Here is a 14,817-nt window from a genome sequence, read left to right as displayed (position 1 = left end):
GCGGCGGGCCTGTTTTTAAACGCGGCCTCAAAGAGTCCCAAGCAATCCCAGTCTTTGCTACACCATCACTATAAAGAAAAAGCGGTATTAAGGATTTCGTTGAATCCTTAATACTGCTAGCCCAGTAGATTTTAAGCAGAGTCACTTGACTTATGTCCTGTGTCTTAGCTATTTAGGTTGGAAGTGAAATCTAGATTTTGGTTTTGCCGCCAACTCTTTCCTACGCTGAGGATGATTAAAACTAACTTATTTGCGTGACAAAAATGACCACCTACAACTGGTTAGCTCGCACCAGCCGTACTGGCATTTTCTTCTTGATACTCTTGAATCACATTGAGAAATGCTTCTCCGTATTTCTCCAGCTTATTTTGGCCAACACCTTTAATGGACAACATTGCTAAATTACTGTCTGGTAATTCTTCACAAAAGGCCTGTAAGGTTTTATCTGAAAAAATAACGTATGGCGGCACATGCTGTTGCTCAGCAAAGTTCAATCGTAATTGTCGCAATGATTCGAACAAATCATCGTCCACTGAAACAGTCCGTTTAGCTTTAACGGCGCCACGGCGCAAGACTTTGGCTTTGCCTTTTAAAACACTGGCCCCTAGTTTGCTGACATGCAATGTCGGGTATTCCCCGCCAATTTGTTGCAAATAACCGCCACTCGTCAAAAAGTCGATTAGATTGGCAACCTCTTTTTGTGGTCTTTCTTTCATCAATCCGTAAGTCGATAATTTGTCAAAATGTTCCGTTTGAATCCGTTTGAGCCGCGATCCGGTCAGCACTTGCGCAATTAATGATTTACCATAGCGTTCGCGCATCCGTAAGACACATGACAGAACTTTTTGTGCATCGAGTGTGACATCAACTTGGTCACGACTATCTAAGCAATTACCACAGTGACCGCAATCAACAGCTTGTTCACCAAAATAACCTAAGATATAGCGCTGCAAGCAACCTTCCGTATTCGCATACTTGGCCATTTCTTGTAATTTAAGGTATTCGCGGGTTTTAAATTCAGGGGCCATCTCTGACTGATCAATAAAGAAATGCTGAATCTGTAAATCAGCCGGTTGATAAAGCAAAATGGCTTCACTAGGTAATCCATCCCGACCTGCTCGTCCGGCTTCTTGGTAATAGGCTTCTAAATTACCGGGGACTTGATAGTGGATAACGAACCGAACGTTGCTCTTATCAATTCCCATACCAAATGCATTCGTTGCTACCATTACTTGCAAACGATCATAGAGAAAGGCTTCTTGATTTTGATTACGTTCAGTCTCGCTCATTCCCGCATGATACATACCTGCTTTAAAGCCTTTATGCACCAGCAACTGGGTCAAACGGGCGACTTCCTTGCGCGTACTAGCATATATAATGCCAGCCGCATTGGGGTTCGCCTTTAAATACTCTAATAAAAAAGCTTCTTTATTTTGGTTTTTGACAACTTGAAACGAGAGGTTGTCTCGCGCAAATCCAGTCGTTACCTCGTTGGCGGGATTGATGTTAAGTCGCGTCATGACATCTTGCGCCACTTTTTTCGTGGCCGTCGCCGTCAGGGCAATCACCACCGGATTCGAAGGAAATTGTCGCACAGTTTGCATGAGATTTAGATAGCTTGGCCGAAAATCATGGCCCCATTGCGAAATACAGTGCGCCTCATCAATCGCCAATTGTGAAATATTGAGATCACTCAACTCGGCTAAGAACCGCTCATCATCTAACCGCTCTGGTGCAAGATACACTAATTTAACTTGCCCCATTGCCGCTTGTTGCAAACGCCCCTCAATCTCGCCATAAGATAACGTACTATTGATAAAAGTCGCGGGAATCCCATTTTCCGCTAATGCATCCACTTGATCCTTCATCAAAGAAATCAATGGCGATACAACGACCGTTAATCCTGGCAATAGCAACGCCGGAATTTGGTAACATAGCGACTTGCCGCCCCCCGTTGGCATCACCGCCAAGACGTTTTGATGTGTTAACACCTTATCAATAATGGCAGCTTGTCCCGGGCGAAACTCATCATACCCGAATTTTTCTTTTAAAATTGTTTGTGCTGTGGCGTTCATGTTAACCCCTTAATTAATCCGTTACCCGCGACAAAGTGTAACTTCAATTATACAAGGGTCCGCCGATATTCGCCAGTTAACCGCGAGGTATGATCGTTGCTTGGTGGTGCCGTTGTAAACACGATAGTTGACGCTCCGACAGCTCAGTTACCGTTGGTTTTACGACGCGAACAACTTGTGAACGACTGGTTACTGCTCGTGTCACATATCCTTGTTGAAAATCACAATTAATAATCTTTGATCTAGTCATCTGGCGAAGCCTCCTTAGCCATCAATCATAAAAGTTAAAAAGTTAATGCCGTGTTATATTAATCGACAGTTTATCTTATTTATAAGTAAAAGTAAATTATTTTTTATAAAATTATGAATAATCTGGCCAATCCTTTGGAGATAACGCCACTCAAAAAATCCCCCACTTTCCGAAATTCATCACGGAAAATGGGGGATTTTACGAACACGGGCAAGTCGCCTGTCCGATTATTAATCCAATACTTGCTTAGACTGATTTAGCCCTTTTTACAATCATAGACGTCGATTGAAGAAACAGCTCCTGGCAACCAGTCTGGTCCATATGTGAAACCAAGTTGACCCTTACCAAAGGTCGTTCCCTTCCAAATAAGGATCGCATCATCAGTGGTAAGGACGTTGCGAATTTCATCCAAATAGGCACCATTTTTGACCTGTAATCGTAATAACATTGGCGCACTTGCTTCAAGGGCGGTTGCCGAAAAATCTGTTCGGTGACCTGCAACTTCCACATAAAAACGTTCTGCCATGACTAATTCCTCCAATTTACTCATTCACTGCATTCAGATTAGCATGTCTGCTCTACGACAACAATTGTTTGTCATCGTCAGCTAGTCACTTACCAGATTTGGACGCGATCTGCTGGCGCTAACCACATGCCATCGCCTTCATGCACATCAAAAGCAGTATAGAAATCAGCTAAATTTTGTGCCTGTACATTAGCCCGCAATTTGTGTGGCGCATGCACATCAATATTCAAGAGCAATTGTTCATAAGCTTCGCTAGCTTTCATGCACCAGACTTTGGCCCAATTCGTAAAGAACGCGACTGCATCAAAATCGGTGTCAGCTTTAGCCGCTTCTAATGCACAACTCAGGCCACCCTGATCAGCCACATTTTCAGAAACAACCAGCTTACCGTTAACGTGACCGCCAGCAAATGGTAGGCCATCAAATTCATCGATCATGGCTTGCGTCAAACCTTGGAAATGTTTCAAATCGGCTTCATTCCACCAATTGTGCATATTGCCATATTCGTCAAATTGCGCCCCATTGTTATCAAAGGCATGTGAGATCTCGTGCGCCATTACCGCCCCAATCCCACCAAAATTTTCCGAACTGGTCTGCGATAAACTATAAAACGGTGCCTGCAAGATTGCTGCTGGGAAGACAATAATATTGTTCGATGGATCATAGTAAGCATTAACGGTGGCTGGGTCCATATCTGCCCACATCGTTCGATCAACAGGTTGGTCAATTTGATCAAAATTATCTTGCGTCGCCAGTTGACTAAATTTCAATGCATTATCAAATAATGTTCCACCGTCACTCGCTGATGTCACCACCAATTTAGCGTACAGCGGACTAATTTTATCGGGATAACCGACGTTTGGAATCAAGGTATCTAACTTAACGATGGCTTGTTGTCGCGTTGTCTCACTTAGCCAATCATTATTCGCCAAACGCTGCTTATAGACAGCAATCATCCGGTGTACCATCTGCGTAACGTCTGCTTTGGCCCGTGAGCCAAAGTATTTTCGTGCATAGTAATCCCCAACAACCATGTTAAAGCGACGATAAGCGAGATAATAGGCCCCCTTTTGTGGATTAAAAGCCGACTTGCTGCCGGATAGTGCTCGCTGAAATTCGCCATGAATAACCCGCGCGTCATCAGTTAAGTGCCCTGCCCAATTAAAGACAACATTGACCAATAACCAACTCTTCACCTCAGCAAAATTATCCGCACTAATAATATCGTCTACGGCGGCATAATACTTTGGATCGGTTACAATAACTCGGTCTACACGACCGGCCAAGGCCTCATCAATATACGCTTTCAGATTGATCACAGAACTGGATTGAGCAAAGTCACTCAGCGATTGTGGGTTGTACATTTTCGGATAATCAGCTTTTTCTTCACTACTCTTTTCATGAGCGGCCATCTTCGCATCTAAAGCTAAGGCCTGGTCCAAGGTCATCTTAGTTGTCGCCTCATCAAAGCCTGCCAATTTAAACAGCTTGCTCATCATAGCTCGGAAGACCTCAAGTAATTTAGGACCAGCCTCATTGCCAGCTTCATAATAAGTCGTATCCGGTAAAATCAATGACGGTGCTTCAACATATAACGCGTTGCGCTTGGTGTCCTTCATATCCGGACTGACGCCGATTGGAAACGGATCGCCAATACCGTCACGTAAGAACTCAACTAGCTGTTGCTGTAAATCGTGATAATTTTGCAACGATTGCACCTGCTCAATTAAGGGTTGGAGCGGTGAAAAGCCAAGTTTTTCACGCGTTTCATAATCGCTAGCAAGACGATAGTAACTAATGAAGTTGGCTAACAACACGTTATTAGGCGCCACCTCGCCGCTTAGCATCGCATCAAAATCAGTCATCAAGGTTTTTTCAATTTGGTCGGCCAAATCAGCAAACCCACCCGTGGTCGGTTTGTCGGCAGGAATTTTAGCCGTCTTCAGCCACTCCCCATTGACGCCTAAGTACAGATCGTCTTTAACCGCGGCCGTGCCTTCATCAGCGCTACTAGCACCGCCAGCTAACTGAACATTATGATGTTTTACAGTCATTATGAAACTCCTTCTCTGATTAAATTAAAAACTGATTAAAAACTTCATTCAGTATAGCAAGTTTATCACAGAAACGAAAGTCACTCTGACTAATGGACTTGCATCCGTGCTTCACCAGTTAATGAAAAATTTAAGTAGGCTAGATGCCCCAAATATGCAGAAAACGATTGTCGAAAATCCATGTACTTGTCATAAAAATAGTTATTACCTTGGAGAACTAATAGTTATATGCAGCCAGTAGGCCAATCTGGGCATAGCGGGCATCGGCTCAACCGGTGCTATTCTAGGCAAATGCCCGTGAATTTCAGGTTGCCAATAGCGAACAACATTATGAAATATTTAGGCCGCTACCAGTCTAAGACTCCCCCATCAAAAGTTGACGTTACTGCTTCATCCTAATGACTTGTTTTAATGACCTGATATCGATACACTCCTAAGTGTAAAGGTTTTAATCATTAGAGAAGGTGACGACCATGTTCGACAAACGCATCATTCGTATCATCGAATTTGCTCTTAGCTGTGGCATGCTCCTCATTGCCCTTCTACTGACGATTTTTATGTTTCGTGAACTTTACTACTTAGCTTTGTTGGTGACCACTCATGAAACAGCGGCAACATTTGCCAGCGTGGCCGAAGTCGTTCTCGCATTTTTCTTGTACTTCGAGCTGATTTCATTAGTCGTTGATTACTTTCGCGTGGGCCATAAAATCCCCTTACATAATTTTATTTATGTCGGCATCACCGCAATGGTCCGACTACTCATTGCTCAACACGATGATCGATTAGGGATTCTCATGTTAAGTGGCGCAATTTTAATTCTTGTCATCAGCCTACAAGTTCTGGATTTTCGGCCGTCTAAACGGCCATAACCCTAAAGCAAATCAAAGAAACCTCGATCAGAGTTTATACTTGAACTCAGATTGAGGTTTCTTTGTCACCTATAGGCTTGTTTTAAAACAGCTAAGATTGAATCTCTACGCCAAATAAACCAATCAACTGAGCCGCCTGAAATTCATTGACAATCAGGCCCCTAATTAAATCAGCGCTCACCCGCAAGGTTTCAAATTCAGCATTATGCCAATCTACCCCCGCTAATCGCGTTTCAGTAAAGTCGGCATCAGTTAATCGTGAGCCATTAAATGATAAGCCTTGTTTGATTGTTACGACTTGAAACACACTTTCACTTAACTCACAATCGATCAATTGACTACTCGTCAACTGAGCTTCACTGAAATTCGCATAAGTCAATTTACTAGCCGTGAACCGTGTTTGCTTGAATATTGCCCCGCTGAAGTCGCCACCAGCTAACTGAACGTTACTGGCCTGACAATCGTACCAGCGCGTCTGACGCCAAGATGTATTCACTAATTGAACATGGTCCAACTCAACGTGTACTAATTCAGCTTCATCAAAGTTACTTTGTTCAAATTGACAGCGTTCGAAAATCACATCCATTAAACGAATCGGTAAGTTTGATACGGTGAACTGACAGTTAATATAGCGTGTATTTGTCTCTACCTGATCTAATGACAATGTTTGATCACGCACTTCAACTAAATCTGACATCAGCTTTTCCTCACCAATCTTTAGATTCTCATTATATGAGCCGTCACATTTATTTTCTTAAACTTAATTTTTCCACATTTAAGGTTTCATCAATCCACTCGTCGTAAAAACCAGCTTCATGACTGACCATGATCAAGTTGCCACGAAAGCTGCGCAAAGCATCACTCAAAGCCGCTTTAGTCTCGTCATCTAGATGGTTTGTCGGTTCGTCCATGATTAAAAAGTTAGCGGGCGTTAATTCCATAATTGCCAGCTTAACTTTGGTTTGTTCCCCACCAGATAATAAATTCATCGGCTTCATTACGTTGGCTGCATTAATTCCAGCTGCGCCAAGTTTAGTCCGAATGGTCTTAGGCAACATTGTCGGAAATTGGTCTTGAATTGTTTGGAGCGGTGTCTTTTGATCATCCTCCCACACCAAATCTTGGCTAAAGTAATTCACTTTCGCAGACGGAGAGAATTCAGCCTCACCGCTTAATGGCTTAAGCGTTCCTAGAATTGATTTAATGAGCGTTGATTTTCCGACACCGTTAAATCCAGCAAAGGCAATCTTTTGAGCAGTACCAAGGGTAAACGTCACCGGAGCTAAGAGTGGATGTTCATAGCCAACAGACAGTTTGCGAACCACTAATGCATTTTGTGAACCAGTGTCTAGGTATGGAAAATCAAAACGAGCGCGTAAATTATCAGCTGGTGGATCAATGCGATCCATCCGGTTTAGCATTTTTTCACGTGACTTCGCTAAGTTAGAGTGAGAACCGGCTTTGAACTTTGAAATCAATCGTTCATTTTTCTCAATTACGACTCGCTGTTTCTCATAAGCCTTTTCTTGAAATTCTCGTTTCTCTTCCTTTTGCTTCATCGCCTTTTTGAAGCTGCCTCGATATTTGGTGATTTGACCAAACGAAACATCGCAAATTGCATTTGTGACGGCTTCAAGAAAGTCATAATCATGAGAAATGATCAAGGCAGCACCCTCGTAGCCATTTAAATAATCTTCAAGCCACTGAATATGGGCCACGTCTAAATAATTGGTCGGTTCATCCAGCAAAATCACATCTGGATTTTCAAGCAATAATTTAGCTAAGATAATTTTTGACCGCTGTCCACCTGACATTTCTGAAACTACATGATCTTTACCAATCTCATTCAAGCCAAGTCCGGTGATCACCCGTTCAATTTCTGTTTCAACTTCATAAAAATTTTGGGCCGCCAATTCATCTTGCAAACGCCCCGCTTTTTCCAACAATTGGTCATCCATTGACGTGGCGTAGTCAGCATAATAGCTCTGCATGCGGTCATTAATCGCATACAGGTCAGCAAAGGCGGTATGCAAAAATTGAATCAAGGTCATCCCTGCTGGAATATCCGCATATTGATCCAAATAGCCAATGCGTAAATTTTTCTGCCATTTAATACTGCCAGTGACCGGCAAAACAGTCCCAGTTAGAATTTTAATTAGCGTCGATTTGCCGGCACCATTTTGACCGACAATCCCTAGATGCTCCCCTTTTTCTAATTGGAAGCTCGCATCTTCATATAAATTTTTATCAGCAAAACTCATTGATAAATTTGAAACTTCTAGCAAACTCATGTGTTAGTTACTCTCTTTTTCTCAGTCATGCTGGGACCTTAAATGAAAAACCGGCAGGATCAGCACGCCCATACCGGTTAACAACTATTACTTAATTAAGTCTTTAATTACCCAGTCTTGTTCCATTAATCGTGCCTACTAATATAACATAGACCTATGGGTGAGAGCAAAACTCAGAGCGTATGCATGGCCGCTTTGATCCTGAGCAAAAAGCCTTGCAATCCCGTTAAGAAAGATTGTACGCAAAGCTCATTAGTCAGGTTTTGCCTAAACCTGTGCTACACTTAAATTAAGTTAGTGAAAGGGGCGGTGGCCAATGAATGTTCGCACCATCAATACTTATGAAATCTCGGTAACCGATCCACAACGCGCCTGGCGCTTTTATCATGAGGTATTTGACTTACCTGACGCAGTTTTAACGAACGGCTTAGAAACCGTGTCAGTCGCTGGTAAAAACGTAATTTTTCGTCAAGTCCCTGCCCACGACACTCACGTTGACCTCGATCATCCCGACCTGATTTTACGCGCCCGTGATCGAATCAATGATCTAATTAACCACCTGCAAAACTATTATGTTCCCATTGTCGCTGGTCCGACACCAGAAGATGATCTACAAGCAATTTTCGTTAACGATTACGAAGGCAACTTGATTAAGATTTTGGAACGGGCCAAGTAAGTCAACGACGCAAGTAACGCATCGAATAAGGAGGTTTTTATTATGAAACCTGTTGAACGTGATTATCATAAATTATTTGTTCCCCGTCGATTTGGTTTTGGCTACAACTTTAACACCCGCAGTAAAGGTGGGCGTTTCTTAGCAAGATCGGTCACGATCGCGATGGTCTTATACATGGTTGTTAGCATTCGTCATGGTAAATGGGCTGAAGAACACGGCCGTTAAACAACTTTTTATTGCTAAATTTAACCGGAGCTGTGTCATAACACCGGTTGGCCAACGAAAATAGCACTGTTTCCCGTAAAAATTGGGAAGCAGTGCTATTTATGTTGAATGAAATTGGCAGGCTTCGACGCGTAATTGAGACAATGTTCATCTCGTCGAGTTCCTCCCGCCATCTTGGTTATCAACGCCGATGGGACCATGCTTGCCACAATAAGCAACCCACGAAAAGCAATGGTGCTAAAAGAATCTCCACCACAAATAACACAAAATTAGCGCCCCAAAAGACAGCATCATCACGGCTTTGAACGTTCATCCGCGCCTTGGTTTTATAGCCATAACGATCATGATCACTCGCTTGGCCACGTTGTTTTCGCTGATCGAGATCATGGCGATCCAAAGCATGTGCAGTGTAGGATGGTTGATTTTGGTCGGCAAAGTGAAGCCGTTTCGCCACAAATGAGAAAAAAAGCCAAAGTTAATCACGCAAAGCGTATCCAACCATGACCATGCCCATACCGTTTGAAACCCACGACTATGCATGGCAAACAAGGCCACTAGCACCAGCAGAGCAGGCAATCCCCTCACATAGATTTTTATCAGCCACATTCGCTCACCCTTTTATTAATCCACTCGTTGATCCAGTGTGACATCCCACCACTGCTGAGAATGCTGGCGCCATTCCAAGACACTACCCACCGGCTGTTCGCGGATCGACCAAATGGTTGGTTGTAACAGGATCACGAAATTAAATGGCAGCTCCTCTAAGGGAGTCGCTAGCGGATCTTGATCAGTTGTGGCGAAAAACCGCCAACCAGTGTCGACTTCATTGCGCGGATCTTCACGTATTGCATAGCCGACTTTTTCGCCATTAATGATTTGGCTAGAAACTAAACTTGTTGGCCGAGCTATTGTTTGATCGACGTGTTCTGATTCGCTCATTGAGCCTCCCTTAATCACAATAATGTCTGCCAGTCTCGTGCATAAATGAATCCCATTGCTTTTTCACCCGTATGAACCCCGATTATTGGCCCAATAATGCCACTTTCAAACGTCACTTGAGGAAAGTTTGCTTGGGAAGTTGCTAGCCATTGCGCTTTTAAGTCTGGGTTATTGGCGTCAACAATGCTAACCCGCAGTGGATAATCCGTTTGGGCAACAATTTCGTGAAATTGCGTTTGGATCGTTTGAAAAGCTCGTTTCATCTGCCGCTCCCGACCAACAGCAATAATTTTGCCCTCGGGAGTAAAAGCTAACATTGGTTTAATTTGCAGCATGGCACCAATCAAAGACTGACCATTGGAGATACGCCCAGTCCGCATAAGATGGCGCATATCATTCACGACGAACATCACCTTTGTTGTTTGGCGTAACTGAGCTAATCGTACAAATATTTCGTCAACGGACAAGCCCTGTTGAGCCAAGGCAGCTGCTAACAAAACTTGATTGCCTGCCCCAGCACAAGCAATCCGAGAGTCCCAGACATGAACCGCGATGTTTTTAACTGACGGCGCGTAGCTCGTCACATTTGAAATGAAGCCGGAGATACCGCTGGACATGCCGACAACAATCGCCGTGTCATACCCATCAGCGACTGCTTGATCTAACACACGTTGAACCTCGCCGTTAGAAGCCTGTGAGCTAGTCGGTGCTTCATGCTCAGTTTTGAGTAGCGCATAAAATTTGGCTGCATCAAGATCAACATTTTCGTGGTAGACGTGGTGACCAAAGAGAACCGGATCATTGATGACATAGATATGATACTGATCCAAATCCGTTTGATTGATATACGCTGAACTATCTGTTAATACCGCAATTTTCATCTTTCAACCATTTCCTTACATCCTCATTGAGACACTATTGAGACTTTACGAAGTTGCCAAAGTATAACGCGCTTTAAGGTAATTAAGCTATTATTGTCCCTAGCCATGCCAGAGTTACGCCACCTAGCAGCGTCATCAACAAGTAACAGCAGGCAATGACTCGCTGGTGCTGACGTTCTAATAATAGCACCTCATTAATCATGGTGGAAAAAGTGGTAAAGCCGCCTAAAACCCCCGCCCCAACTATTACCTTGACTGCTAACGGCATTGGTCCAGTCATCAGAATCCCTAACAGAAAGCTGCCTGCCAAATTAATCCCGAATGTGGCCCAAGGAAAACGTGATTGTTTAACCGGTATTTGTGCCAATTGCATCACTGCGTAACGGGCCATTGCACCTAAGCTAGCTCCGCTCCCCGCTAGGAAAACTAGTAAGCCATTACTCATCACCGCTCACCTCCACGTTGTGCTCGCGCCATTAACCATTTTGCCAGCATTTGTCCAGCAAATGCGGCACATAAACCGCCGACTAGTGACAACGTGACATAAAGCATCGCACTACCAATGAAGTGGCGTAAAAGTAATTTAACCATCTCTAAAGAAAAGCTAGAAAATGTCGTAAAGGCGCCAACAAACCCAGTACCAAGCCCCAAGATAACTTCGCTCGGTAGTGGCAGGCGTTCCGCCGCCCAAAAGTTCACCAGCGTTAATAAAAAAGCTCCAATAATATTAATCAACATTGTTGTCCATAGCCAATGGTCACTCACCGGCCACAACAACTCCACTCCTTCTCGACTAGCGCCTCCTAGAAAAGCAAAGCCAGCCACTGCCAGATACCGTTTCACCAACCACCGCTCCTTCATCTGATAAGAATTAATTGCAAATAGCATACACGTTGCTCGCCCATTCACGCAAATTTGTTTGCGCTATATTTTCACCCTCCGCTTCCTTATATTTTTGCGTTATGTCAGGCTGACTTCACTGCGAATTCCCATGATCCGCTCACTTTTTTCAAAAAAATGCTTGACGCGTTCCTTTGGTTCACCTAAACTAATTGCCATAAAGACAGCCGAAAAAAGGAGATCGTTGTGATGGCTCATTTCACGAATACTCAACTAAATACTTGGCAAAGCCGGTAATTCAGGTTGCGTAACCACCATCTTGCATGGATGCAATCCTGAAGTCAGATCTTCGATTGTATCTGTGCCGACGACTTTGATGTGAATTCATCACCGAGTGCACGGGACAAAAACTGTGCGGGCTCGGTGTTTTTTTGTTTAAGACAGCTCGCAACTTGGGCTGTCTTTTTCTTTTTCCGTGAAACCAGGATTCACCATTAACTTTGACTAAGGGAGATAATCATGAAACGTATGTACGGACTAATCACCATTTTACTGATTTTCCTCGGTGTTGCTTATTTCCAGGGAAGTAACCAACAGGCCACTAAACAAAAAATACCGACGGTCGGCATCCTTCAACTTTTGAGTCACCCGGCCCTCGATACCATCAACCGTGGCATTGATGACAGCCTAAAAGCACATGGTTATATTCCGGGAAAGACGATCCACATTGATTTTCAAAATGCGCAAGGTGACCAGAGTAATTTGCAGTCAATGAGTGCCCGCTTTGTTCACGAACATGTCGATGCCGCTGTCGGCATTGCGACACCTTCCGCCCAAGCCTTGGCTAACGCAACCGATAACATTCCGATTGTCCTAGGTGCCGTGACTGATCCTAAAGGTGCTAAATTAGTCGCCAATAACGAACACCCTGGTGGCAATATCACTGGTGTCTCTGATCAAGCCCCTTTAAAAGAACAACTAGGATTGATCAAACAATTAACGCCACATTTGCGTACACTTGGCATCATTTATACCTCCAGTGATGATTCTGCCACTGCACAGGCAAAGCAATTCACCGCGCTCTGCAAAAAAGAACATATTAAGCTTAAAGCCTATACCATCGCTAGTACAAATGACGTCAACCAAGTATCACAAACAATGGCCAATGAAGTTGATGCCGTTTATGTACCAACGGACAACACGATGGCCAGCGCGATGCAAACCCTGGTTGCCAATACCAACGCTAAAAAAATCCCCGTTTTCCCAGCTGTCGATACAATGGTCAAACAGGGGGGCCTAGCAACCTATTCTGTTAATCAATATAAACTAGGCCGTTTAACTGGCGACATGACCGTCGCAATTTTGAAACACAAGTCTAAACCAGCAACGACACCGATTGAATTTGTCCGCCACGGAGATTTAACCATTAACTTGGCTACCGCTCAAAAATTAGGCATCACCATTCCACAATCGTTAATTAATGAAGCCAAACAAAAGGGGGAACTTTACAAATGAGCTTAATGACATCCGCAATCGGTCAGGGCCTCCTGTGGGCTGTTTTAGGCCTCGGCCTTTTTCTTACTTTCCGAATCCTTGATTTTCCTGACATGACGGTTGAAGGAACATTTCCGTTAGGGGCCGCTACCGCCGTTGCTTTAATTTATCGTGGCGTCAATCCATTACTCGCTACACTAGGTGCTTTTCTAGTGGGAATGGCTGCTGGAATGATTACCGGTTTGTTGTATACCAAGGGTAAAATTCCGATTCTATTAGCCGGCATTTTGGTTATGACGGCTGCCTATTCAGTCAACTTACGCATTATGGGCAGTGCAAATTTAAGTTTGTTGGGGAAAGCTTCACTCTTTAAAAATCCTTTTTTGACTGCCCTCCCCCAATATTTTCCAGCCGTATTTGTCGGCCTGATTGTCATTATCGTCACCACCCTGCTGCTTGTTTTCTTCTTAAACACCGACCTTGGGCAATCCTTTATCGCAACCGGGGATAATCCCACGATGGCGCGCTCAATTGGGATTAAAACCGATCGGATGACAATTATGGGATTAATGATTTCAAACGGGATGATTGCAATGGGTGGCGCTTTAGTCGCTCAAAATAACGGCTACGCAGACATCAACATGGGCATTGGCATCATCGTCATCGCCCTAGCGTCCATCATTATTGGTGAAGTTGCTTTTGGCGGCCTTTCGCTCACACAGCGATTAATCGCCGTCACCTTAGGCAGTATCCTCTACCGCTTCGTCTTATTGATCGTCTTACAGCTAAACTTCTCCGCTAACGACCTGAACTTACTTTCTGCTATTATTTTGGCTTTATGCTTACTCTTGCCACGTTTTCGGAATTTCATTCACTTTGACCATCTTGTTGAAAGGAGTGTCCGCCATGACAACTAATCCAACAACGCCATTACTTGAGTTAAAACATGTCAGTACAATTGTTAACGCGCATACACCAAATGAAACAAAAATCCTTAACGATCTGAATTTGGAAATTTTCCCGGGCGACTTTATTACCGTGCTTGGCGCGAACGGCGCCGGTAAGTCGACACTATTTAACGTTATTGGCGGTAATTTAAATGCTGATCAAGGTGATGTTTTACTCCACGGAAAATCCATCAAACATGAAAGTGAAGAACAACGGACTCGTTTTCTAGCACGCGTCTTCCAAGATCCCAAATTAGGCACTGCCCCACGAATGACTGTCGCGGAGAATTTATTACTTGCTGCTCATCGCGGGCAACAACGACGATTAGTTTTCCGCCAATTGCGTCGGCATTTGGCTGATTTCAAAGCAATGGCTGCTACGATGAATAATAATTTAGAAAATCGACTGTCAACGGCTACGGGAGATCTTTCCGGTGGGCAACGACAAGCCCTCTCATTTTTAATGGCGGTGGAAAGCAAACCCGAATTGTTGCTTTTAGATGAACATACTGCTGCTTTAGATCCCAAAACCTCGCAGCAACTGATGCAAGCCACTAATGATCGCATTGCCAGTGACCGACTCACTTGCTTGATGATCACTCATCGTCTAGAGGATGCCTTAATCTACGGTAATCGCTTGATCGTGTTAACCGATGGCAAAATCACCTTCGATGTTCGCGGTGAAGCAAAAAAGCAGCTAACCCGCGAACAACTCTTTACATTCTTTGAAGATCTATAATTTGGGTCGCC

The 14,817-nt window shown here is 43.9% G+C and carries 17 protein-coding genes; 6 read left to right on the top strand and 11 right to left on the bottom strand.

Annotation, left to right across the window (positions count from 1 at the left end; translation table 11 throughout):
- Positions 1-281: 281 nt before the first annotated feature.
- The 4 genes from recQ to ACKTR2_RS05000 form a co-directional block, all read right to left on the bottom strand.
- Positions 282-2,075: a DNA helicase RecQ gene (gene recQ, locus ACKTR2_RS05015; RefSeq protein WP_407883131.1), complete on the bottom strand. Its 1,794-nt coding sequence runs from the start codon at positions 2,073-2,075 to the stop codon at positions 282-284.
- Between the two features lie 76 nt (positions 2,076-2,151).
- The gene (locus ACKTR2_RS05010) at positions 2,152-2,325 is read right to left on the bottom strand and encodes a hypothetical protein (RefSeq protein WP_407883129.1); all 174 of its coding nucleotides are present in this window, start codon (positions 2,323-2,325) and stop codon (positions 2,152-2,154) included.
- 256 nt (positions 2,326-2,581) lie between these two features.
- Positions 2,582-2,851: a hypothetical protein gene (locus ACKTR2_RS05005; protein WP_407883127.1), complete on the bottom strand. Its 270-nt coding sequence runs from the start codon at positions 2,849-2,851 to the stop codon at positions 2,582-2,584.
- An 89-nt stretch (positions 2,852-2,940) separates the two neighbouring features.
- Entirely contained in the window at positions 2,941-4,905 is a 1,965-nt protein-coding gene (locus ACKTR2_RS05000; RefSeq protein WP_407883125.1) for a M13 family metallopeptidase, read from the bottom strand.
- A 473-nt stretch (positions 4,906-5,378) separates the two neighbouring features.
- On the opposite strand from ACKTR2_RS05000, the gene ACKTR2_RS04995 reads away from it, so the two are divergent.
- Positions 5,379-5,774 (top strand): phosphate-starvation-inducible protein PsiE, encoded by a 396-nt coding sequence (locus ACKTR2_RS04995; protein ID WP_407883123.1) that lies wholly within the window; start codon positions 5,379-5,381, stop codon positions 5,772-5,774.
- A gap of 91 nt (positions 5,775-5,865) precedes the next feature.
- Here ACKTR2_RS04995 and ACKTR2_RS04990 read toward each other — a convergent pair whose 3' ends face one another.
- Both ACKTR2_RS04990 and ACKTR2_RS04985 read right to left on the bottom strand, forming a co-directional pair.
- Positions 5,866-6,471, bottom strand: coding sequence for a pentapeptide repeat-containing protein (locus tag ACKTR2_RS04990; RefSeq protein ID WP_407883121.1), 606 nt, complete (start codon positions 6,469-6,471; stop codon positions 5,866-5,868).
- A gap of 49 nt (positions 6,472-6,520) precedes the next feature.
- Positions 6,521-8,065: an ABC-F family ATP-binding cassette domain-containing protein gene (locus ACKTR2_RS04985; protein ID WP_407883119.1), complete on the bottom strand. Its 1,545-nt coding sequence runs from the start codon at positions 8,063-8,065 to the stop codon at positions 6,521-6,523.
- 316 nt (positions 8,066-8,381) lie between these two features.
- Here ACKTR2_RS04985 and ACKTR2_RS04980 point away from each other — a divergent pair, with 316 nt between their 5' ends.
- Entirely contained in the window at positions 8,382-8,741 is a 360-nt protein-coding gene (locus ACKTR2_RS04980; RefSeq protein WP_407883118.1) for a VOC family protein, read from the top strand.
- 42 nt (positions 8,742-8,783) lie between these two features.
- A complete protein-coding gene (locus ACKTR2_RS04975; protein ID WP_407883116.1) occupies positions 8,784-8,966 on the top strand; it encodes a hypothetical protein in 183 nt (60 codons plus the stop codon).
- Between the two features lie 181 nt (positions 8,967-9,147).
- Here ACKTR2_RS04975 and ACKTR2_RS04970 read toward each other — a convergent pair whose 3' ends face one another.
- From ACKTR2_RS04970 to ACKTR2_RS04950, 5 genes are all read right to left on the bottom strand, one after another.
- Positions 9,148-9,420 (bottom strand): hypothetical protein, encoded by a 273-nt coding sequence (locus ACKTR2_RS04970; RefSeq protein ID WP_407883114.1) that lies wholly within the window; start codon positions 9,418-9,420, stop codon positions 9,148-9,150.
- Positions 9,421-9,587: 167 nt separating this feature from the next.
- Positions 9,588-9,905: an immunity protein Imm33 domain-containing protein gene (locus ACKTR2_RS04965; RefSeq protein WP_407883112.1), complete on the bottom strand. Its 318-nt coding sequence runs from the start codon at positions 9,903-9,905 to the stop codon at positions 9,588-9,590.
- 14 nt (positions 9,906-9,919) lie between these two features.
- Entirely contained in the window at positions 9,920-10,786 is an 867-nt protein-coding gene (locus tag ACKTR2_RS04960; protein WP_407883110.1) for a DegV family protein, read from the bottom strand.
- 82 nt (positions 10,787-10,868) lie between these two features.
- Positions 10,869-11,231 carry a fluoride efflux transporter FluC gene (locus ACKTR2_RS04955; protein WP_407883108.1) on the bottom strand — a complete coding sequence of 121 codons (363 nt, stop codon included), beginning with the start codon at positions 11,229-11,231 and terminating at the stop codon, positions 10,869-10,871.
- Positions 11,231-11,674, bottom strand: coding sequence for a fluoride efflux transporter FluC (locus ACKTR2_RS04950; protein ID WP_407883106.1), 444 nt, complete (start codon positions 11,672-11,674; stop codon positions 11,231-11,233). Before ACKTR2_RS04950 ends, ACKTR2_RS04955 begins: the two co-directional genes overlap by 1 nt.
- A 471-nt stretch (positions 11,675-12,145) precedes the next feature.
- On the opposite strand from ACKTR2_RS04950, the gene trpX reads away from it, so the two are divergent.
- The 3 genes from trpX to ACKTR2_RS04935 are packed head-to-tail and all read left to right on the top strand — an operon-like array spanning position 12,146 to position 14,806.
- Complete coding sequence (gene trpX, locus ACKTR2_RS04945; RefSeq protein WP_407883104.1) at positions 12,146-13,141, top strand: tryptophan ABC transporter substrate-binding protein; 996 nt, start codon at positions 12,146-12,148, stop codon at positions 13,139-13,141.
- Positions 13,138-14,037 (top strand): ABC transporter permease, encoded by a 900-nt coding sequence (locus ACKTR2_RS04940; RefSeq protein ID WP_407883102.1) that lies wholly within the window; start codon positions 13,138-13,140, stop codon positions 14,035-14,037. Before trpX ends, ACKTR2_RS04940 begins: the two co-directional genes overlap by 4 nt.
- Entirely contained in the window at positions 14,027-14,806 is a 780-nt protein-coding gene (locus ACKTR2_RS04935) for an ABC transporter ATP-binding protein (RefSeq protein ID WP_407883100.1), read from the top strand. The genes ACKTR2_RS04940 and ACKTR2_RS04935 overlap by 11 nt, the downstream gene beginning before the upstream one ends.
- Positions 14,807-14,817 lie beyond the last annotated feature (11 nt).

The organism is Furfurilactobacillus curtus, from assembly GCF_045862785.1.
GTDB lineage: Bacteria > Bacillota > Bacilli > Lactobacillales > Lactobacillaceae > Furfurilactobacillus > Furfurilactobacillus curtus.
The sequence above is the reverse complement of the archived record's forward strand: the minus strand, read 5'-3'. Positions and strand labels throughout refer to the sequence as shown.

Excerpts from the sequence above, each read along its gene's own strand:
- ACKTR2_RS05010 (WP_407883129.1), bottom strand. The coding sequence starts at position 2,325 with ATGACTAGATCAAAGATTATTAATTGTGATTTTCAACAAGGATATGTG.
- ACKTR2_RS05000 (WP_407883125.1), bottom strand. The coding sequence starts at position 4,905 with ATGACTGTAAAACATCATAATGTTCAGTTAGCTGGCGGTGCTAGTAGC.
- ACKTR2_RS04955 (WP_407883108.1), bottom strand. The coding sequence starts at position 11,231 with ATGAGTAATGGCTTACTAGTTTTCCTAGCGGGGAGCGGAGCTAGCTTA.
- ACKTR2_RS04935 (WP_407883100.1), top strand. The coding sequence starts at position 14,027 with ATGACAACTAATCCAACAACGCCATTACTTGAGTTAAAACATGTCAGT.
- ACKTR2_RS04980 (WP_407883118.1), top strand. The coding sequence starts at position 8,382 with ATGAATGTTCGCACCATCAATACTTATGAAATCTCGGTAACCGATCCA.
- recQ (WP_407883131.1), bottom strand. The coding sequence starts at position 2,075 with ATGAACGCCACAGCACAAACAATTTTAAAAGAAAAATTCGGGTATGAT.
- ACKTR2_RS04960 (WP_407883110.1), bottom strand. The coding sequence starts at position 10,786 with ATGAAAATTGCGGTATTAACAGATAGTTCAGCGTATATCAATCAAACG.
- ACKTR2_RS05005 (WP_407883127.1), bottom strand. The coding sequence starts at position 2,851 with ATGGCAGAACGTTTTTATGTGGAAGTTGCAGGTCACCGAACAGATTTT.
- ACKTR2_RS04985 (WP_407883119.1), bottom strand. The coding sequence starts at position 8,065 with ATGAGTTTGCTAGAAGTTTCAAATTTATCAATGAGTTTTGCTGATAAA.
- ACKTR2_RS04995 (WP_407883123.1), top strand. The coding sequence starts at position 5,379 with ATGTTCGACAAACGCATCATTCGTATCATCGAATTTGCTCTTAGCTGT.
- ACKTR2_RS04950 (WP_407883106.1), bottom strand. The coding sequence starts at position 11,674 with ATGCTATTTGCAATTAATTCTTATCAGATGAAGGAGCGGTGGTTGGTG.
- trpX (WP_407883104.1), top strand. The coding sequence starts at position 12,146 with ATGAAACGTATGTACGGACTAATCACCATTTTACTGATTTTCCTCGGT.
- ACKTR2_RS04975 (WP_407883116.1), top strand. The coding sequence starts at position 8,784 with ATGAAACCTGTTGAACGTGATTATCATAAATTATTTGTTCCCCGTCGA.
- ACKTR2_RS04990 (WP_407883121.1), bottom strand. The coding sequence starts at position 6,471 with ATGTCAGATTTAGTTGAAGTGCGTGATCAAACATTGTCATTAGATCAG.
- ACKTR2_RS04940 (WP_407883102.1), top strand. The coding sequence starts at position 13,138 with ATGAGCTTAATGACATCCGCAATCGGTCAGGGCCTCCTGTGGGCTGTT.
- ACKTR2_RS04965 (WP_407883112.1), bottom strand. The coding sequence starts at position 9,905 with ATGAGCGAATCAGAACACGTCGATCAAACAATAGCTCGGCCAACAAGT.